General features: G+C 72.5%; 19 protein-coding genes. 6 read left to right on the top strand and 13 right to left on the bottom strand.

Annotated features, from left to right (window positions below; genetic code table 11):
* Positions 1 to 45 precede the first annotated feature (45 nt).
* The 5 genes from PVE36_RS01735 to PVE36_RS01715 form a co-directional block, all read right to left on the bottom strand.
* Positions 46 to 765, bottom strand: a complete 720-nt coding sequence (locus tag PVE36_RS01735; protein ID WP_277454186.1) for a transglycosylase family protein — start codon at positions 763 to 765, stop codon at positions 46 to 48.
* A 301-nt stretch (positions 766 to 1,066) separates the two neighbouring features.
* A complete protein-coding gene (locus tag PVE36_RS01730; protein ID WP_277454185.1) occupies positions 1,067 to 1,849 on the bottom strand; it encodes a transglycosylase family protein in 783 nt (260 codons plus the stop codon).
* Positions 1,850 to 1,978: 129 nt separating this feature from the next.
* On the bottom strand, positions 1,979 to 3,715 hold the full coding sequence (locus PVE36_RS01725) for a threonine/serine exporter family protein (protein WP_277454183.1): 1,737 nt from the start codon (positions 3,713 to 3,715) through the stop codon (positions 1,979 to 1,981).
* 874 nt (positions 3,716 to 4,589) lie between these two features.
* Positions 4,590 to 5,447 carry a serine/threonine-protein kinase gene (locus PVE36_RS01720; protein WP_277454182.1) on the bottom strand — a complete coding sequence of 286 codons (858 nt, stop codon included), beginning with the start codon at positions 5,445 to 5,447 and terminating at the stop codon, positions 4,590 to 4,592.
* A gap of 69 nt (positions 5,448 to 5,516) precedes the next feature.
* The gene (locus PVE36_RS01715; protein WP_277454181.1) at positions 5,517 to 5,945 is read right to left on the bottom strand and encodes a CBS domain-containing protein; all 429 of its coding nucleotides are present in this window, start codon (positions 5,943 to 5,945) and stop codon (positions 5,517 to 5,519) included.
* A gap of 82 nt (positions 5,946 to 6,027) precedes the next feature.
* Between PVE36_RS01715 and PVE36_RS01710 the strand changes: the two genes are divergently transcribed.
* Genes PVE36_RS01710 through PVE36_RS01700 form a run of 3 tightly spaced genes read left to right on the top strand, consistent with a single transcriptional unit; the run spans position 6,028 to position 9,487 of the window.
* Entirely contained in the window at positions 6,028 to 7,473 is a 1,446-nt protein-coding gene (locus PVE36_RS01710; protein WP_277454179.1) for a trehalose-6-phosphate synthase, read from the top strand.
* Entirely contained in the window at positions 7,474 to 8,229 is a 756-nt protein-coding gene (gene otsB / locus PVE36_RS01705; RefSeq protein WP_277454177.1) for a trehalose-phosphatase, read from the top strand.
* A 10-nt stretch (positions 8,230 to 8,239) separates the two neighbouring features.
* Positions 8,240 to 9,487: a DUF4032 domain-containing protein gene (locus PVE36_RS01700; protein ID WP_277454176.1), complete on the top strand. Its 1,248-nt coding sequence runs from the start codon at positions 8,240 to 8,242 to the stop codon at positions 9,485 to 9,487.
* Between the two features lie 31 nt (positions 9,488 to 9,518).
* Here PVE36_RS01700 and PVE36_RS01695 read toward each other — a convergent pair whose 3' ends face one another.
* From PVE36_RS01695 to PVE36_RS01675, 5 genes are all read right to left on the bottom strand, one after another.
* Positions 9,519 to 10,076 carry a hypothetical protein gene (locus PVE36_RS01695; protein WP_277454174.1) on the bottom strand — a complete coding sequence of 186 codons (558 nt, stop codon included), beginning with the start codon at positions 10,074 to 10,076 and terminating at the stop codon, positions 9,519 to 9,521.
* 80 nt (positions 10,077 to 10,156) lie between these two features.
* Positions 10,157 to 11,101 (bottom strand): 23S rRNA (guanosine(2251)-2'-O)-methyltransferase RlmB, encoded by a 945-nt coding sequence (rlmB, locus tag PVE36_RS01690; RefSeq protein WP_277454171.1) that lies wholly within the window; start codon positions 11,099 to 11,101, stop codon positions 10,157 to 10,159.
* The gene (cysS, locus tag PVE36_RS01685; RefSeq protein ID WP_277454170.1) at positions 11,101 to 12,531 is read right to left on the bottom strand and encodes a cysteine--tRNA ligase; all 1,431 of its coding nucleotides are present in this window, start codon (positions 12,529 to 12,531) and stop codon (positions 11,101 to 11,103) included. The genes rlmB and cysS overlap by 1 nt, the downstream gene beginning before the upstream one ends.
* Before the next feature lie 113 nt (positions 12,532 to 12,644).
* On the bottom strand, positions 12,645 to 13,280 hold the full coding sequence (locus tag PVE36_RS01680) for an MBL fold metallo-hydrolase (RefSeq protein ID WP_277454169.1): 636 nt from the start codon (positions 13,278 to 13,280) through the stop codon (positions 12,645 to 12,647).
* Positions 13,277 to 14,362: an S-(hydroxymethyl)mycothiol dehydrogenase gene (locus PVE36_RS01675; protein WP_277454168.1), complete on the bottom strand. Its 1,086-nt coding sequence runs from the start codon at positions 14,360 to 14,362 to the stop codon at positions 13,277 to 13,279. Before PVE36_RS01675 ends, PVE36_RS01680 begins: the two co-directional genes overlap by 4 nt.
* Positions 14,363 to 14,529: 167 nt before the next feature.
* Between PVE36_RS01675 and PVE36_RS01670 the strand changes: the two genes are divergently transcribed.
* Together PVE36_RS01670 and PVE36_RS01665 are read left to right on the top strand one after the other, a co-directional pair.
* Entirely contained in the window at positions 14,530 to 14,868 is a 339-nt protein-coding gene (locus tag PVE36_RS01670) for a transcriptional regulator (RefSeq protein WP_277454167.1), read from the top strand.
* 10 nt (positions 14,869 to 14,878) lie between these two features.
* On the top strand, positions 14,879 to 15,583 hold the full coding sequence (locus PVE36_RS01665) for a type 1 glutamine amidotransferase (RefSeq protein WP_277454166.1): 705 nt from the start codon (positions 14,879 to 14,881) through the stop codon (positions 15,581 to 15,583).
* A gap of 22 nt (positions 15,584 to 15,605) precedes the next feature.
* On the opposite strand, the gene PVE36_RS01660 is transcribed toward PVE36_RS01665, so the two are convergent.
* The 3 genes from PVE36_RS01660 to ispF form a co-directional block, all read right to left on the bottom strand.
* Positions 15,606 to 16,718: a VWA domain-containing protein gene (locus PVE36_RS01660; RefSeq protein WP_277454164.1), complete on the bottom strand. Its 1,113-nt coding sequence runs from the start codon at positions 16,716 to 16,718 to the stop codon at positions 15,606 to 15,608.
* 6 nt (positions 16,719 to 16,724) lie between these two features.
* A complete protein-coding gene (locus PVE36_RS01655; RefSeq protein ID WP_277454163.1) occupies positions 16,725 to 17,603 on the bottom strand; it encodes a MoxR family ATPase in 879 nt (292 codons plus the stop codon).
* Between the two features lie 68 nt (positions 17,604 to 17,671).
* Complete coding sequence (gene ispF, locus PVE36_RS01650; RefSeq protein WP_277454161.1) at positions 17,672 to 18,166, bottom strand: 2-C-methyl-D-erythritol 2,4-cyclodiphosphate synthase; 495 nt, start codon at positions 18,164 to 18,166, stop codon at positions 17,672 to 17,674.
* Between the two features lie 54 nt (positions 18,167 to 18,220).
* Here ispF and PVE36_RS01645 point away from each other — a divergent pair, with 54 nt between their 5' ends.
* Positions 18,221 to 19,264 carry an FAD-dependent oxidoreductase gene (locus PVE36_RS01645; RefSeq protein WP_277455730.1) on the top strand — a complete coding sequence of 348 codons (1,044 nt, stop codon included), beginning with the start codon at positions 18,221 to 18,223 and terminating at the stop codon, positions 19,262 to 19,264.
* The last annotated feature ends 21 nt before the right edge of the window (positions 19,265 to 19,285 follow it).

Raw genomic sequence — 19,285 nt, 5'->3', positions numbered from 1 at the left:
GCGGCATCGTAGCCCGCGGTCCCGGCTCTCATCGAGTCACCGTCCTCAGAGGACGTACTTGTTGAGGAAGCTCTGCAGGCGCGTGGTCGTCTGCGGCCCCCAGACGCCGTCGACGTCGGCGCCGACCTTGCGCTGCAGAGCGCTGGTCGTGATCGGGCCGACGATGCCGTCGCGGTTCACCCCGAGCTTGGCCTGGAGGGCGGCGCGGTCGTGCCAGCCGAGATTGCCGTCCTGGGACTGACCGACCCACTTCTCGATGGCGGCGTTGGTCTTCGGTCCACGGATACCGTCGACGGCGAGCTCACCGGCGGAGACCGCGGTGCGCTCGGAGTCGCGCGAGGCGCGCTCCTGACCGCTGTACGGGTCCACCGCGAGGCCGTTGGCGACCGTCAGGCCCGCTCGCACGGAGCAGACCGGCCAGGCGCCCGGGCCCTGCACCTTGAGGACCTCCTGGGCGATCTCGATCTGCTGGCCCTTGGTGGCGCGGTCGGCGGTGTAGGCGTACTTCTGGCCACCGAAGCCCTTCCACGTCTGGAAGGAGAACTGCAGGCCGCCGTAGTAGCCGTTGCCGGTGCTGATGCTCCAGTTGCCCGACGACTCGCAGTCGGCCAAGCGGTCCCAGACGGTGCCGGAGGCGCCGGCGCCGGTCGCGACGACGACCCCGCCCGCCGCGAGCGCGCCCATGGTGATGGTGGCGCCGGCAACCTTGAACCGACGGCCGCGACGCGACGTCGGCTGATCGGGGAAGTCGTTGGTGCTGAACATGTTTGAGGTCCTTTCGGCTGAGTGCGGGCAGAGGGCCCCGCACGTCCGAGAGCGACGCTAAGGACTCATGAGTCCCACAAACAACACTCGTCACATAAATACAGACTTGTAACTTTTGGCCCTTTGGTTCCGTGATCGTGGTCTCGAGGGTCGCCCGCTGCGCGGACTCCCACCTCGACCAGCGGAAGGGCAGGGCGCCCGCCGGGGGCGGAATCCCACCTCGACCGGCGCGGCCGGACATGACGAAGGGGGCGTCGCACCCGTGGGTGCGACGCCCCCTTCGAGGGCGAAGAACTCAGTCTCAGCCGTTGAGGTGCTGCTGCAGCGCGGCGGTGGTCTTCGGACCCCAGATGCCGTCCTGCGTCGCGCCGACGTGCGCCTGGAGCGCACTGGTCGTGATCGGGCCGACGATGCCGTCCTGGGTCACGCCGAGCGCACCCTGCAGGGCCTTGATGTCGTCGGAGCTCAGGTTGCTGTCGACGCTGCCGCCGACCCACTTCTCGACGGCGGCCTTGCTGTTCGGGCCGAAGATGCCGTCGACGGCGAGGCCGGCACCGCTGCGCTCGGCGCTGCGGGAGGCGCCCTGGTCAGCGGAGCGCTCCTGCGCCTGCTGCGGGGCGGGCTCCGGGGCCGGGGCCGGGGCCGGCTCCGGGGCGGGCTCGGGGGCCGGGGCGGAGGAGCCGCCGGTCATGCCGTTGGCCGTGGTCAGGCCGGCCTCGACGGAGCACACGGGCCACGCGCCGGGACCCTGCACCTGCAGCGTCTTCTGGGCGACCTCGATCTGCTGGGCCTTGGTGGCCTGGTGCGCGTTCGGGGCGTACTGGCCGCCACCGAAGGCCTGCCAGGTGGAGGTGGTGAACTGCAGGCCGCCGTAGAAACCGTTGCCGGTGTTGATCGACCAGTTGCCGCCGCTCTCGCACTGGGCGACGCGGTCCCAGACGCCGCTGGACGTCGAGGCGTTCGCGCTGGAGGCGGTGGCGATGGAGCCGACGGCTGCGGTGGCACCTGCAACCGCGACACCGGCGATCCGCCGGCGGGTCGGGGAGGCGGCAACGGCCGTGGCGTGCTTGGGGGAGTAGAACATGCGGTGGGATTTCCTTCCACGGAGTTCAGGGGGCTTCGTGGTGAAGCTGCCAGAAGGTCTGGCCATCTGCGGACGGGGGAACGTTACCGTCCTGTGATCAAACGGGTCAAACCCTGTGACCAAGTGTTGCTAGACGATCTCCCAGCCATCGTCCGTGCGCCGGTCGCTCTCGGCCTCCACGGCCTGCTTCCGCCGCTGGGCGACGGGTGCGTCGAGTGGCGTAGCGAGCCTGTCCCCCAACGTCGCTCCCGTCGCGATCGCCATGATCACGCCGAGCGAGGAGAAGACCGAGACCAGACCCCCTTCGAGGTTGTACCCACCCGCTGAGCTCGTCAGGTGGTACAGCCCGATGAAGATCCCCAGACCGGGATACAGGCCGAAGGACGCGGGCACGAAGAGGGTGATGGGCGGGGAGTCCATGCGCAGGGCGATCAGTCGCGCGAAGAAGCCGATGACCACGGCCGCGATCCCGGTGGACGTCACGCGGCCCAGGCCGGCATCCGTGGAGGCCAGCGCGACGGTCACCCCGAGCGCGCACAGGATGGCGGCGGGCGGGAGCATCCGTGGATTGTTCTGCAGGGTGAGGGCACCGGCGAAGCCGATGAAGACCGCCCCCACGATGACGACCGGGACGGGGGCCGAGGCCCACGCGAGCTTGTCGATCCCGGGGGGCTCGAAGCCGAGCTCGAGCGCGACGGCCAGCTGGAGGCTGATCCCCAGGCCGCTGGCGACACCGATGATCAGACCGAGGGTGTGGAACATCACGGCGAACAACCGTGCCGTCCCCGTCACGGGGAAACCCGAGAGGAGGTCCTCCGTGGCCGATGTCAGGGTGCGTGAGGGCAGTAGGGCGACGATCCCACCCGCGACGACGAAGGCGAAGTCGGCGCCGTTGATCGGTCCGTACACGTACGCGAGGAAGGCGATCACCGTGGCCAGCGCCCCACCCAGCGCACCCAGGTAGAAGTCCGGGAGGTCGATCCGCGCGACCCACCCGGCGAGCATGATGATGAGCACGCCCGAGAGCATCGCCAGGAGCACACCGAAGACGGTGGCACCGAGGATGAGCGCGATACCGCCGGCGACGCTTCCCTCGCCGAGCGCGACCACCCAGCGCGACCAGGTGCGACGCGTGGTGTTGATCTCCTTGATCTTCGCGTCGGCCTGCTCGACGTCGATGTCCCCGGAGATCAGGTCGTCGACGAGGGCGTGCACCATCGCCAGACGGGCGAAGTCCTGCCGGGGCTGGCGCACCACCCGCAGCCGCGAGATCGTCTGCCCCGACGGCGTCCGGCACTGCATGTGCAGGGACTGCATCGTCAGGTCGACGTCGAGGTCCTCCAGACCCGCGGCGACACCGACGGCGATCGCGGCCGTCTCGACACCGCTGGAGCTGGAGCCGGAGCGCAACATCAGCTCGGCGACGCGCAGCGCGAGGTCAAGGGCGGTCGTCGCGGCCTGCTCCTCCGCGACCGCGCGCGTGACACGCGGGTCACGGTAGGGGGTGCCGCGCAGGGAGCCTCGCAGCGGGATCGTCTGCGTCGGCTCCTCCCCGCGCAGCAGCGGGCGCAAGCGGGGGCGGTGCTCCCGCCGCGGCGTGGGCGCCGACTTCTCCCGCTTCGGCTTGGCCGCCGGCCGGGGCACCGGCTTGTCCCGGTGGGGCTTCTTCGTGCGCTCCTCGGGCTTGGGCTCCTGGCGTGGCCGGGGCACCGACTGCGTCTTCTCCGCAGGGCGGAAGCGCGAGTCGCGGCGCCGCTTCGTCACCGGCACGGCCACCGCCGTCTGCTCCGACGCCGACGACTCCCGAGCGGAGTCACGAGCGGCACGCTGCTGGGGGGTCAGGTCGTCGGTGATGGGGTCCTGCACCGCCCGGGACCCCTGGGGGTCCCGGCGCGGTCGCGGGGGTGGAGGCGGTGTCGTCATCGGGTGGGCAGCTGCTCCGGTCCGGGTAGGGGCGAGAGAGTGCCGGGCCACCACGTGATGTCGAGCGCACCGGCCAGGAGGGCGCCGAGCACCCCGACGGCGATGACGACGAGCACGGCGATGACCACGAGGCGCACGACCGGAATGCCGGTGACGCTGCGCGCGAGGCTGCGGCTACCGCGACGCAGGCCCGGACCGCCCGGGCCCCACCACCCGACGAGCAGCGCGAGCAGCGCGCCCGCGGCCAGCGGGAGCGGCGACTCCAGCCGCACGCCGAGCCCGTCGAGCGCGCTCTGCCCAAGCGCCGTCACGAGGACGCCGGCGGCACCGACGGCGAGGGGCAGCAGCGCCGACACCAGCGCCTGGAGCGCCCCGGTGAGCAGGTGCCACGGGCTCGCCAACGCGGCCACGACCCCGTCGCTGCGGCGCCGCCCGGAGCGGTGACGCCGCCGCACGGTGCTCGTCATCGACAGGTCGACGGTGCGGGCCAGCCACGACCACACGAGGGCCAGGGCCAGGCCCACCCACGGGGCAGCGGCGAAGACCGCGACGAGGACGGCCAGCAGCGCGGCGAGGACGTCGGAGCGCCGGGGACGACCGATCCGCGGGTCGCCCGGGCGGTCCGGGTCGCCCGGGGCCATGCCGGGCCACTGCTGGTTCGCCTGCGGTGGCGCGCTCACCGGCGCGGGACGGGGGTTCGGGTCGCGCCAGTCGCCCTGCCCCCACGGGGAGGGCGGCTCGACCGGCGCCGGCGCGGGTGTCATGACGTGCGTCGCGCCCTGCTCGAGCGTGCGGGTGCGCTGCGGCAGGACCTCGGTCACGGGACGGCCGTTGGCCCAGGCGTCGAGAGCCGTGAGCACCTCATCGGCATCCGGACGCCGTGACGGGTCCGGGTCGAAGCAGGCGTACAGCAGCGGGGCCAGCTCGGGGTCGACGTCGCGCAGGTCCGCCTCACCGCGGGCGACCCGGGCGAGGACGGCCTCCATGCCACCGCGGCCGAAGGGGGTCGTCCCGTCGCCGCGAACACGAGGGTCGCGGCCCACCCCCACCAGTCCGTGGCCGCGGTGACGTCACCGCCCTCGACCAGCTCGGGCGAGAGGTAGCCGGGGGTGCCCATGACCAGGCCGGTCATGGTCATCCGCGAGCTCTCGGCCACGTGGGCGATGCCGAAGTCGATGACGACGGGGGCTCCGTCGAGCATGAGGACGTTGCCGGGCTTGAGGTCGCGGTGGATCACGCCGACGCGGTGGATGGCGCGCAGGGCGTCGACGAGCCCGCGCGCCAGAGAGAGCAGGGCCTGCGGGTCGAGCGGCCCCTCGTCGCGCACGAGCTGGTCGAGGCTCGGCCCGGGCACGTAGCGGGTGACGATGTAGGGACGATCGCCCTCGAGGTCCGCGTCGAAGACCGGGGCGATCCGGTCCGAGCGCACCCTCGCGAGCGTGTCGACCTCGCGGGCCAACCGCGAACGGGCGTCCTCGTCGTGGGCCACGTGCGGTCGCAGCACCTTGACGGCGACGGCGCGCCCGCGCTCGTCGAGGGCCAGGTGGACGATGCCCATGCCGCCCTGCCCGAGCTCCTGCAGCACGCGATAGCGCCCGATCGTCTCGAAGTGCGACACCGTGGCCTCACCACGCTCCTCCGGGGACGGTTCCTCCCCGAGCACCTGTGTCGTCATGCCACCAGCCTAGAAGGCCGTCGTTGGGTGATCACGGAGAAATGCCTGTGTGGCGGCTGTGACCTGGCGTCACTGGGTGATGTAGGCCTCCAGCTGGTCCCGCTCGGCGGCGAGGTCGCGGATGCGGTGCTTGACGACGTCACCGATGCTGACGATGGCCACCAGCGTGTCGTCCTCGACGACCGGGACGTGGCGGATGCGCCGCTCGGTCATCCGGGCCGCGAGGTCGCGCACGTCGTCGTGGGTGCTGCAGGTGTGCACCTCGGCGGTCATGATCGCGCTGACCGGCTGGTCGAGGACGGCGGCACCGAGGCTGTGCAGGTGCCGGACGATGTCCCGCTCGGAGACGATGCCGTCGACCGCGCCGTCACCACGGGAGACGACGACGGCACCGATGCGGTGCTCGGCGAGGAGGCCCAGGAGGGTGGCCACCGTGTCGTCCGGGGCGATCGTGACGACATCAGAGCCCTTGCTGCGCAGAACGTCCGAGATCTTCATGTATCGACATTAGTGCTCCGGACGCCCCGGCGGAAGGCCATCGCCATATGGTGGGAGGGCCATCATCCAGGAGGTACGTCCCATGACTGCCCAGCGCGTGTTCGATCTGGTCATCGCCGCCAACCGGCTCCCCGTCGACCGTGTCGTCGCCGACGACGGTTCCTCGGAGTGGCACCGCTCCCCCGGGGGGCTGGTGACCGCGATGGACTCGGTGATGCGGCACCGCGAGGGCGCGTGGGTCGGGTGGGCCGGCGAGACGGGTGAGGCTCCGGAGCCCTTCGAGGAGGCCGGGATGTGGCTGCACCCCGTCCCCCTGTCGGAGGAGGAGCGCGAGAGCTACTACGAGGGCTTCAGCAACGACACGCTCTGGCCGATCTACCACGACGTCATCGTCCAGGCCCACTTCCACCGCGAGTGGTGGCGCTGCTACGAGATCGTCAACGAGCGTTTCGCCGAGGCGGTGTGCGAGGTGGCGGCCGAGGGCGCCAAGGTGTGGATCCACGACTACCAGCTCCAGCTCGTACCCGCGATGGTGCGCGAGCGCCGCCCCGACGTGCGGATCGGCTGGTTCAACCACATCCCCTTCCCGCCCGTGGAGCTCTTCGCCCAGCTCCCGTGGCGCTCCCGCATCCTCGAGGGCCTCCTCGGTGCCGACTACCTCGGCTTCCAGCGCGCCCCCGACGCGCAGAACTTCCTGCGCGCCTGCCGCCAGCTCGACGGGCGCACGACGAAGGGAGAGGTCGTCACCACCCAGGACCCGGACGGCACGAGTCGCCGGGTCCGCGCCTCCGCCGTCCCGATCAGCGTCGACTACCAAGGTCTTGAGGAGCTGGCGCGCACCGAGGCCGTCCAGGAGCGGGCCAGGGAGATCCGTGCCTCGCTCGGGGACCCGGAGGTGGTGATGCTCGGTGTCGACCGCCTCGACTACACCAAGGGCATCCGGCACCGTCTCAAGGCCTACGAGGAGCTGCTCGCCGACGGCGCCATCTCCACGCCGGACGTCACCTTCGTCCAGGTGGCCACCCCCAGCCGCGAGCGGGTCGCGGCCTACCAGCAGCTGCGCACCGAGGTCGAGACGACGGCCGGCCACATCAACGGCGCCTACTCCACCATCGGCGCGCCGGCCGTGAACTACCTGCACCAGAGCTACCCGCGCGAGGAGATGGCCGCGCTCTTCCAGGCGGCCGACATCATGCTCGTCACCCCCCTCCGCGACGGGATGAACCTCGTGGCCAAGGAGTACGTCACCTGCCGCCACGACGACGGCGGCGCGCTCATCCTCAGCGAGTTCACCGGCGCGTGGCACGAGATGAAACAGGCCTTCCGGTGCAACCCGCACGACATCGAGGGCCTGAAGCGGGTGATGCTGCGCGTGATGACCATGCCAGAGAAGGACAAGCGCCGGTCGATGAGGGCACTGCGTCGGCGCGTCGCCGACAACGACGTGCAGAAGTGGGCGGACACCTTCCTCGCCAACCTCGAGACGGCACCGGACCGCCCGTCCCGGACGACGACGAAGGGGGCCTGAGTGCGCCCCGAGGTCAGGGACGGCGTCGCGGCGGTCGCCGCGCGGCCCCGGCTGCTCGTGGCGACGGACTTCGACGGGGTCCTCGCCCCCTTCGTCCTCGACCCGCTGGACGCCCGACCGCAGGCCGGCACGATCGAGGCGATCACCACGCTGACGGCCGCCCCGGACACGTGGACAGCCGTCGTCTCCGGGCGCGACCTGGCCACCCTCGCCGAGCTCAGCGGTCTCGGTGGCTCGGGCACGACGCTCATCGGCAGCCACGGCGCCGAGACCAACCGCGCCCGGCAGGGCCCCACCGATCAGGCGGCCGAGGCCCGACTGACCGCGCTGCGCGCCTGGGTCGAGCCCGCCGTCGCCACCCGTGACCCGCGGATCCGCCTGGAGCACAAGCCGACCGCGCTCGTGCTGCACACCCGGGGGCTGCCCGAGGACGCCGTCGGCACCGCCACCGACATCGCCGCCGAGGCCGCTCGGATGTCAGGGGTCAGCCTCCTCTCCGGCAAGGGCGTCCACGAGCTGAGCGTCGTCGCCGCGGACAAGGGCACCGCCGTGCAGGCCCTCGCCGGGGACCTGCGCGTCGACGCGGTCGTCTACCTCGGCGACGACGTCACCGACGAGCACGTATTCACGGTGCTCGGTCCGCGGGACCTGACCATCAAGGTCGGGCCCGGCGAGACCGCCGCCCGCACCCGCCTGGACGACTGCACCGAGGTCCCCGCGGTCCTTGACGCCCTCGCCGCCGCCCGGACCGCCTGAGGAGGCAGCCGTGCCGTTGGACATCTCCGCCGCCCGGCCCGACCCCGCACTGCTCGACCTGCCCTGGTCGGTCCCGCTCGAGGACTGGCCCCCCGAGATCCTCGCTGCCCTCCCCCGCGGCATCTCCCGGCACGTCGTGCGCTTCGCGCATCTCTCCGGCGGGATCATCGCCGTCAAGGAGATCTCGGCCGACCTCGCCCGGGGGGAGTACCAGCTGCTGCGGGCGCTGCGCCGCCTCGACCTGCCGTGCGTCGAGCCCCTCGCCGTGGTCTCCGGACGCACCGACGCCGACGGCAACCCGCTCGACGCGTGCCTGGTCACCCGGCACCTGCAGTTCTCGCTGCCCTACCGGGCGCTCTTCAGCCAGCACCTGCGCGCGGACACGACGACCCGACTGGCCGACGCCCTCGCGGTCCTGCTGGCCCGACTGCACCTCGCCGGGTTCTTCTGGGGGGACGTCTCCCTGTCCAACACGCTCTTCCGCCGCGACGCCGGCGCCTTCTCGGCCTACCTCGTCGACGCGGAGACGGGCGAGCTGCACGACACGCTGAGCACCGGGCAGCGCGAGCACGACCTCGACCTGGCCGAGGTCAACATCGCCGGCGAGATGATGGACCTGGCCGCCGGGGGGTACCTGCCCGAGGGCCTGGACCCGATCGAGGTCTCCCACGAGATCATCGAGCGCTACCGCGGGCTGTGGCAGGAGCTGACCGGTGACGAGTGGTTCGAGGCCGGCGAGCGGTGGCGGGTCGACGAGCGGATCCGGCGGCTGAACGCCCTGGGCTTCGACGTCGACGAGCTGGCGATCGCCACCGACCTCGACGGAACCCACGTGCGCATCGAGCCCAAGGTCGTCGACGCCGGGCACCACAGCCGCCGGCTGCTGCGCCTCACCGGTCTCGACGTCGAGGAGAACCAGGCCCGTCGCCTGCTCAACGACCTCGACTCCTACCGCGCGGCGACCGACCGCCAGGGCGACGAGGAGTCCCTCGTCGCCCACGACTGGCTCTCCCGCATCTACGAGCCGACGACCCGCGCGGTGCCGCGCGAGATGCGCGGCAAGCTCGAGCCGGCCGAGCTCTTCCACGAGATCCTCGAGCACCGGTGGTACCTGGCCGAGCGCACCGGCCACGACATCCCCATCGAGGACGCGCTCGCGGACTACCTGCACGAGGTGCTGCCCGGCAAGCCCGACGAGCGCGAGATCCTGGGGACGGACACCGCCGAGCTCCCCGTGGTCGACGAGGAGGGTGGCTGAGCCGGCCGGCGCGCCCCCTTCGTCCGTGGGCTCAGACGCCCTTGTGCGCCCGGAACCAGGCGGTGGAGTCCTTCTGCCAGAGGAAGAAGATCGCCGCGGCACCGGCCAGGAGCACCAGGGTGTTGACGATCATCGTCACCGCGGTGGCCTGCGCGAAGCTGAAGAGGAAGCTGATGACGAAGAGCGCGAAGAGCACCGTCGCCACGATGCGCGCCCATCCCTTGCCCTTGCCGTTGAGCCAGGCCATGAGCAGCCACAGGACGACGCCGATGACACCCATGCCGACGCTGATGGCCATCCCCACGGCCAGGGCCGCGTCGATGGTGCCGTCCGTGAAGGCGACCCCCTGCTCGGTCAGCGCCTCCTCGAGCTGGGCGCGCATGTCGTCCATGCCGAGGAAGGAGGTGAAGACCGTGATCAGGTGGAGCACGGCACCGGCCCACATCGCGTACTTGGCCCGGACGATCGACGGTGGCGCCGTCGTCATCACCGGGCCGCCGGGGTGACCACCCGGGGACGAGTACGCGGGTGCCGGCTGGTAGCCGGACTGGTCACCGCCGGGAGGCGGGGGTGGGGGCATTGCGGACATCGGGTTCCCTCCTGCACTGGCGAGGACCCCTGCGACCCCCGCTCAGCCCCAACCCCATCATGCGCGGTGCGCCCGGGCAATCACCCCTCGGCGTGGCGCAGGCGGGCGATCTCGTACAGGGCCACGCTGGTCGCGATGCCCGCGTTGAGGGACTCGACGGCACTGCTCATCGGCACCGAGACGATCTGGTCGCAGGTCTCGCGCACGAGACGCGAGAGGCCCTTGCCCTCGGAGCCGACGACGACCACGAGCGGCGAGGTCGCCAGCTCCAGCCCGGGCAGCTCGACGTCACCGTCCATGTCGAGCCCGACGACGAAGAAGCCGGCCTTGCGGTAGTCCTCGAGGGCACGGGTGAGGTTCGCGGCCTGCGCGACCGGCAGACGCGCGGCGGCACCGGCGGAGGTCTTCCACGCCGACGCGGTCATGCCGGCGCTGCGCCGCTGCGGGACGACGACGCCGTGGCCACCGAAGGCGGCGGTGGAGCGCACGATCGCCCCGAGGTTGCGCGGGTCGGTGATCGAGTCGAGTGCGACGACGAGCGGGACGCCCGGCAGCGAGGAGTCGATGAAGTCCTTCGGGTGCGCGTACTGGTACGGCGGCACCTGGATCGCGATGCCCTGGTGCACGGCGCCGTCGGTGAGCCGGTCCAGCTCCTGCCGGGACGCCTCGAGGATCGGCGTGCCGGCGGCGACGGCCACCTGCAGCGCCTCCTTGACCCGGTCGTCGCTGTCGATGCGGTGGGCGACGTACATCGTCGTCACCGGCAGCTGCGAGCGCAGCGCCTCCAGCACCGAGTTGCGCCCGGCGACGACCTCGGTCGAGGAGGTCTTCTTGCGCTGCGGCTTCGCGGGGCGCTTCTGCTCCGACTGGGGCTTGTAGGCCTTGTGGTTGGGACGCTCGCTCGCCTTGGGCGTCGGGCCCTTGCCCTCGAGGCTCTTGCGACGCTGGCCGCCCGTGCCGACCTGCATCCCCTTCTTGGACCCGGACCGGCGCACGGCCCCGCGTCGTTGGCTGTTGCCGGCCATCAGTGTTCCTTCCTCAGGCTCCACCGGGCGCCGCCCGGCGTGTCCTCGACGGTGATCCCGGCCTCGACGAGGCCGTCCCGGATCCGGTCGGCTGTCTCGAAGTCGCGCGCGGCGCGGGCCTCCGCGCGCGCGTCGACCTGCATCCGCACGAGCACGTCGAGCACCTCGTGCAACTCCTCCTCACGGCTGCCGCCCGCGCCACCCCAGGCGGCGGACAGCGGGTTGATCCCGAGGACGTCGGTCATCGCCAGGACCGTGGCGGCGATCTCCGCGGCCTCGGCCCGACCCCCTTCGTCCAGCGCGGTGTTGCCCCTGCGGACGGTCTCGTGGATCACGGCCAGGGCGCCGGCGACCCCGAGGTCGTCGTCCATCGACTCGGTGAACTCCGCGGGGATCTCCACCTGCGGGTCCGCCTCGACGACCGGCTGACCCGGCAGCGCCCGACGCAGGAAGCCCGCGATGCGCTCCACGGCCGAGCCCGCCTCGTCCAGCGAGCCGGGGTGGTACTCGATCATCGAGCGGTAGTGCGCGGCGGTGAGGAAGTAGCGCACGGTCAGCGGGTCGTGGTCACGCACGAGCTGCTGGACCTCGAGGGCGTTGCCGAGGGACTTGCCCATCTTCTCGCCCTTGACCGTCACCCAGCCGTTGTGCAGCCAGTAGTTCGCGAAGCCGAGGCCCGCGGCCCGCGACTGCGCCTGCTCGTTCTCGTGGTGGGGGAAGCGCAGGTCGATGCCGCCGCCGTGGATGTCGAAGGTGTCCCCGAGGTACTTGCGGGACATGGCCGAGCACTCGAGGTGCCACCCGGGACGACCCTCTCCGTAGGGCGTCGGCCAGTTGGCGCTGCCCGGCTCGCCCGCCTTGCGTCCCTTCCACAGGGCGAAGTCGCGCGGGTCGCGCTTGCCCCGCGGGTCCGCGTCGTCGGCCGCCACCATGTCGTTGAGCCCCTGGTTGCTCAGCTCGCCGTAGGAGGGCCAGCTCTTGACGTCGAAGTAGACGTCACCGCTGCCGTCCTCGGCCGGGTAGGCGTGGCCCCGCTCCACGAGGGTCTCGATGAGCGTGACCATCTCGGTGATGTGCCCGGTGGCGCGCGGCTCGTAGGTCGCGGGGAGCACGCCGAGCAGGTCGAGGGCCTCGGCGGTGTAGCGCTCGTTGCGGTAGCTGAGGGCGAACCAGTCCTCGCCCGTCTCCTCGGCCTTGCGCAGGATCTTGTCGTCGATGTCGGTGACGTTGCGCACGAGGGAGACCTCGTAGCCGTGCCCGCGCACGAGCCACCGCCGCAGGATGTCGAAGGCCACGGCGAAGCGCAGGTGACCGATGTGCGGCGCGCCCTGCGTCGTCAGCCCACAGATGTACATCCCCACCCGACCCGGGGTGACGGGGACGAAGTCGCGCTGGGTGCGTGTGGCGGAGTCGAAGAGCTGCAGGGTCACAGGCCCAAGGCTAACGGCGCGCACGCACGTGGCGGACATCCGACCGGTCGAGGAGGGCGGGGCGAAGGGGGCCGCGCGGGCAGCCCCGTTCGCCGTCCGTCGGTGCGAACCGGCTAGGCGCCCTCGGGACGCTCCCACTCCGGCTCGCGCGCGACCTCGGCCCCGATCGTGGTGTCCGGCCCGTGCCCGGTGTGCACGACGGTGTTCGGGGGGAGCCCGAGCAGCTTCTCCCGGATCGAGGTGACGATCCGGTCGTAGTCGCTGTACGAGCGGCCCCCCGTGGCCCCGGGCCCACCGTCGAAGAGGGTGTCGCCGGAGAAGACGACGCCCAGCTCCGGCGCGTGCAGGCAGCAGGCGCCGGGCGCGTGGCCCGGGGTGTGCAGCACGTGCAGGTCGGTGCCCGCGACGGTGATGACCTGCCCGTGGGCGAGCGCGCCGTCGGGCGCGCGGTCGGGGTAGGTCATCCGCCACAGCGGAGCCTCGTCCGGGTGCACCCAGATCGGCGCCTGCGTGGCGTCGGCGACATCGGCCGCGGCGTTGACGTGGTCGTTGTGCGCGTGCGTGCACACGACCGCGACGAGGGACCGGTCCCCGATCGCCTCGAGGATCGGGGCGGCCTCGTGACCGGCGTCCAGGACGATGCACTCGCTGTCGTCGCCGACGATCCAGACGTTGTTGTCGACCTCCCACGAGCCGCCGTCGAGCTCGAAGGTGCCGGACGTGACGACCTTGTCGATGCGGGCGGTCACAGGATCACCACCGAGCGGAGGACGTCACCGGCGTGCATCTTCGCGAAGGCGGACTCGACGTCCCCCAGGCCGATGCGCTCGGTGACGAAGGCGTCGAGGTCGAGGCGTCCCTGCTGGTAGAGGTCGACGAGCACCGGGAAGTCGCGGCTGGGCAGGCAGTCGCCGTACCAGCTGGACTTGAGGGCGCCGCCGCGACCGAAGATCTCGATCATCGGGAGGGTGACCTCCTTCTCCGGCGTCGGGACGCCGACGAGCACGACGGTGCCGGCGAGGTCGCGGGCGTAGAAGGCCTGCTCGTACGTCTGCGGCAGGCCCACCGCCTCGACGACGACGTCCGCACCGAAGCCGCCGGTGAGCTCACGGATGCGCTCGACGGTGTCCTCGCTGCTCGCGTCGACCGTGTGCGTGGCGCCGAAGCCCTTGGCGATCTCGAGCTTCCGCGAGTCGGTGTCGACGGCGACGATCGTCGTCGCCCCGGCGATGTGGGCGCCCGCGACGGCCGCGTCGCCGACACCGCCGCACCCGATGACGGCGACCGAGTCACCGCGGGTGACGCCACCGGTGTTGACCGCGGCGCCGTACCCGGCCATGACACCGCAGCCGAGCAGGCCCACGGCGGCCGCGTCGGCGGACGGGTCGACCTTGGTGCACTGGCCGGCGGCGACGAGCGTCTTCTCCGCGAAGGCACCGATGCCCAGCGCGGGCGTCAGCTCCGTGCCGTCGGTCAGGGTCATCGCCTGCGTCGCGTTGTGGGTGTCGAAGCAGTACTGCGGCTCGCCCTTGGCGCAGGCGCGGCACTGGCCGCACACGGCACGCCAGTTGAGGACGACGAAGTCACCGGGGGCGACCTCCGTGACACCCTCGCCCACGGCCTCGACGGTGCCGGCGGCCTCGTGCCCGAGGAGGAAGGGGAACTCGTCGTTGATCCCGCCCTCGCGGTAGTGCAGGTCGGTGTGGCAGACCCCGCAGGACTGCACATTGACGACGGCCTCACCCGGCCCGGGGTCGGGGACGACGATGTCGACGAGCTCGACGTCCGCCCCCTTCGAGCGGGCGATGACGGCCTTGACGGTCTGGGACACGACGCGACTCCTTTCGCTGGGTCGGGGGCAGAGCCCCTGTGCTGTGGCTCCCATCCTCGCCCACGGAAGACGCCGGGTCGCCCGGGCCCTCGAGGAGACCCCCAGCAACCCGCGCCGTCGGCGGGAGACCGCCATTTCCACCGCGGCAAGTCACCTACTCTGGGGGCATGCCGCGCCCGATCTTCGACCCGGTGGTGCACCAGCGCCACCGGCTGCAGATCTGCGCCGTCCTCGCGCCGACCCGAGGACTGCCCTTCGCGAGCATCCGCGACGACGTCGACCTGTCGGACTCGGCACTGAGCAAGCACCTGAGCAGCCTCGAGGCAGCGGGGTACGTCACGACCTCGCGCGAGGTCAGCCACGGACGACGGCTGACGCTGGTGTCGCTCACCACGCAGGGCCGGGAGGCCCTGTGCGGGCACGTCTCGGAGCTGCAGCGACTGGCCCGGGTCGCCTCCCTGCGGGTCCCCGATCGCGGGGGAAACGCATCCCCGTCCGCGGGTTAGCCTGCCGCCCATGGCCCTCCTCGTCGTCCAGCACCAGCAGACCTGCCCTCCGGGACGCGTGGGCACCTGGCTCACCGCGGCCGGGGTCGCGCTCGACGTGCGCCGCCCGTTTGCCGGGGACGACCTGCCGCAGGACCTCAGCGGCCACGACGGTCTCCTCGTCCTCGGGGGGCAGATGGGTCACGCGGACGACGAGGTGGCCCCCTGGCTGCCCGCCACGCGCGAGCTCATCCGCACCGCGGCGAAGGGGGCGGTGCCGGTCCTCGGCATCTGCCTCGGTCACCAGCTGGCCGCCTCGGCGCTCGGCGGGAGGGTCGGGCGCAACCCGGCGGGACGCACCCTGGGAGTCCTCTCGGTCCTGGCCTCCGCGGGGCTGGCCACCGACCCCGTCCTCGCCGCTGCCGATGCCGCTCCCGTGGTGCAGTGGAACGACGACATCGTCACCGAGCTCCCTCCGGGCGCGACGCCACTGGCGACGAACGACCGCGGCGACCTGCTGCTCGCCCGTCTCGCGCCCACGGTGTGGGGCGTGCAGGGGCATCCGGAGGCGGACCGCGAGATCGTCTCGGACTGGGCGAGCAAGGACGTGGGCACCCGCGAGCTCGCCGACGTCGACGTCCCTGCGGTCCTGGCCGAGATCGAGGCGACCGGACCCGCCGTCGAGGACGCGTGGCGCCCGGTCGCGGCCGCCTTCGCCGCCGTACTCCGAGACTGACCGGTGCCGCGACCGGCGCCCCTCAGGCGTCGCGGACGACCTCCAGCAGCTCTGCGAAGGCTGCCAGGGAGTGCCCGTCGACCATCCCGTCCAGGTGGGGCAGGGCGGCGACGATCCCGCCCTGGACCGGTGCGTAGCCCGGCTTGCCCCGGTGCGGGTTCGCCCAGACCACCGCGTGCGCCAGCCGACGCAGCCGGGCCATCTGCTCGCCGAGCAGCTCCGCTCCACCCCGCTCCCAGCCGTCGCTGGCGACGACGACGACCGCGCCGCGGACGACCCCGCGCTGGCCCCAGCGGTCCACGAAGGCCCGCAGCACCTCGCCCAGCCGGGTCCCGCCCGACCAGTCCGGCACCATCGACCCGGCCTCGGCCAGCACGAGGTCGGGATCGTGGTGGCGCATGGCCGGCGTGACCCGGGTCAGTCGCGTCCCGAGCGTGAAGACCTCCGTCGTGCGGGGGGCCGCGACCACCGCTCGGTGGGCCAGCCGGAGCAGGCTGTCCGCGTACGGCTCCATCGATCCGGACACGTCGATGAGCAGGACCACCCGGCGGGGACGGTCGCGCCGCGTGCGTCGGCGCAGCGGACCCGGCTCACCGCCCCGACGCAGCTGCTCGCGGACCGTGCGGGGGATGTCGATCTCCCCGCGCGCCGAGGCGTAGCGCCGTCGCGATCGGCGCACCGGGCCGCGGGCGTCCAGCCCTGCGAGCAGGGAGTTGAGGCGCTGTCGTTCGTCCGGGGCGAGCTCGGCGACATCGCGGTGCCGCAGCTGCTCGATCGTCGAGGCGACGGCGGTGACCACGTCACCGTCACCCTCCTGCTGGCCCTCGCCGGGGTCGTCGACGTCGAGCGGCGCCACGCTGATCTGCTGGGCGCTCGTCGTCCGCGCGCGGGGGTCGTCACCCCGCTCGGGGACGAACCACCGCGCGAAGACACGGTCGTAGACGGGGATGTCGTCCGGCTCGTCGCACAACGTGGCCCGGCCGGCCCAGTAGACGTCCTCACGCCTGCCGACGTCGAGGTGACCGACGGCCTGGACGAAGTCCTTGGCCCGGTCCGCCCGGACGCCCGCGGCCCGCAACGCACCCGTGAAGCCGACGAGCCCGGCGACCGGGTCGGCGGAGGTCCCCGGGGCCACGTCGACTCACCCGCCGACGAGCTCGGGCAGGAGTGCACGCACCCGGTCGGTGTCCTCGCGGTACTTGCACAGGGCCCCGATGGTGGCCGAGGCCGACTCCAGGTCGATGTCCGTGCGGCCGAGCTCGTGCAGGGCCCGGACCCAGTCCAGGGTCTCGGCGACCCCCGGCGGCTTCATCAGCACGCCCTCGGGGCGCAGGCGTTGCGTGATGGCCACGACCCGCTCGGTCAGCGCGGCGCTCACCTGCGGCAGGCGGGCGCGCACGATCGCGGTCTCGCGCTCGGGGCCGGGGTGCTCGAGCCAGTGGTAGAGGCAGCGTCGCCGCAGGGCGTCGTGCAGGTCCCGTGTCCGGTTGGAGGTCAGGACGACGATGGGCGGCTGCTCGGCGCGGACCGTCCCGAGCTCGGGGATCGAGACCTGGTACGTCGAGAGCACCTCGAGGAGGAATGCCTCGAACTCGTCGTCGGCGCGGTCGATCTCGTCGACCAGGAGCACCGCCGGACTCTCCCGCAGGGCGCGCAGGATCGGTCGGGCCATGAGGAAGCGCTCGTCGAAGAGGGACTGCTCGACGACGCTCGTGTCCACCGCCTCGCCCGTGGCCTCCAGTGCACGCAGGTGGAGGATCTGGCGGGTGAAGTCCCAGTCGTAGAGCGCCTGGCTGGCGTCGATGCCCTCGTAGCACTGCAGGCGGATCAGCGGCAGGTCGAAGGACTCGGCCAGTGCCTCGGCGAGGGCGGTCTTGCCGGTGCCGGGTTCACCCTCGAGCAGCAGCGGCCGCTGCATCGCCATGGCGAGGTGGGCGACGGTCGCCAGGCCGTCGTCGGCCAGGTACCCGACCTCCCCGAGGCGGGACCGAAGATCAACGACGCTGCTGGGACCGATCATGACACCCACACGCTACGACACCGCGCTAGGTCGCAACTGCTTAGGCAGTTGCGAAGTGGTGCGGGGGCTCAGGCCCCCCGGGCGGGGACGACGAGTGCGGTGGCGAGCCCGGCCGCGCCCTCCCCGCGGCCGGTGAGGCCCAGGGCGTCGGAGGTCGTGCCGCTCAGGCTGACCGGAGCGCCGCACGCCTGAGACATGGCCGTCTGGGCCTCGTCGCGGCGGGTGCCGACCTTGGGCCGGTTGCCGACGACCTGCACCGCGACGTTGCCGATCACGAAGCCCGCCTCGCCGACGAGTCGCGCCGCCTCGGCCAGGAGGGTCAGTCCGGAGGCCCCGGCGAGCTCCGGCCTGCCGGTCCCGAAGTGCGCCCCGAGGTCACCGATCCCCGCGGCCGAGAAGAGCGCGTCGCAGGCCGCGTGGCAGGCGACGTCGGCGTCGGAGTGCCCCTCGAGGCCCACCTCGCCCGGCCACAGCAGTCCCCCGACCCACAGCTCGCGCCCGGAGCCGGGCTCGGCGAAGGCATGGACGTCGACACCGATCCCGGTGCGGGGCAGGGCTGTCATGGCGCCAGTCTCGCAGCACCGGCCCCGCACGCGAGGACGTCTAGCGTGGACTCCGTGCAGATCCACGAGTCGGTGGTCATCGGTGCGGGCCAGGGAGGTCTGTCCGCGTCCTTCCACCTGCGCCGCCTCGGCGTGGAGCACGTGGTCCTCGACGCGAACACCCGCCCGGGTGGGGCGTGGCAGCACCGCTGGGACTCGCTGTCGATGGACGACGTCCACGGTGTCGCCGACCTGCCGGACGCGCCCGCTCCGGGTGGTTCGGGGGACCGGGCCAACGAGGTCATCGCCGAGTGGTTCGACGAGTACGAGGTCACCCACGAGCTGCCGGTGCTGCGGCCGGTCCTCGTCGACCGGGTGCGAGACGAGGACGGGCTGCTCGTGGTCCGCGCCGGGGAGCGGTCCTGGACCACGCGCACGCTGGTCAACGCCACGGGGACGTGGACGCGCCCGTTCGTCCCGGCCTACCCCGGCCAGCGGGACTTCGCCGGGGAGCAGTGGCACACCGTCGCCTACCCGGGGGCGGAGCACTTCCGCGGCAAGCGCGTGCTCGTCGTCGGTGGTGGCGCGTCCGCCGTGCAGTTCATCGGCGAGATCGCCATGATCGCGCACGTCATCTGGGTGACCCGGCGCGAGCCGGTGTGGAACGACGGGGAGTTCTCCGGCCGCGAGGCCATCGAGCTCGTCCAGGACCGGGTGCGCACGGGCCGTCCTCCGGCCAGCGTCGTCTCGGTGACCGGGCTGGCGCTGCGACCCCAGGAGATGCCCGCGGCCCGCACCGGTGTCTACGACCGACGGCGTCCGATGTTCGAGCGGATCGAGCGGGACGGGGTGCGGTGGGCGGACGGGAGCTTCGAGCGGGTCGGCGCGATCCTGTGGGCGACCGGTTTCCGTCCCGCGGTGCGCCACCTGGCGCCGCTGGGCCTGCGCAGCCCCGAGGGCGGCATCGCGCTGCTGCCCGGCAGCACGGACGTGCAGACCTCGGTGACGAGCGCCGTCGACCCGCGGGTGCAGCTCGTCGGCTACGGGCCGTCTGCGAGCACCATCGGGGGCAACCGGGCCGGTCGCGCCGCCGCCCTGGCCGTGCGCCGCCACCTCTGACGACCCTCTGCAACTGCTTAG

This window comes from Janibacter sp. DB-40 (assembly GCF_029510815.1).
Lineage (GTDB): Bacteria > Actinomycetota > Actinomycetes > Actinomycetales > Dermatophilaceae > Janibacter.
This window is presented reverse-complemented; position numbering and strand designations above follow the sequence as displayed.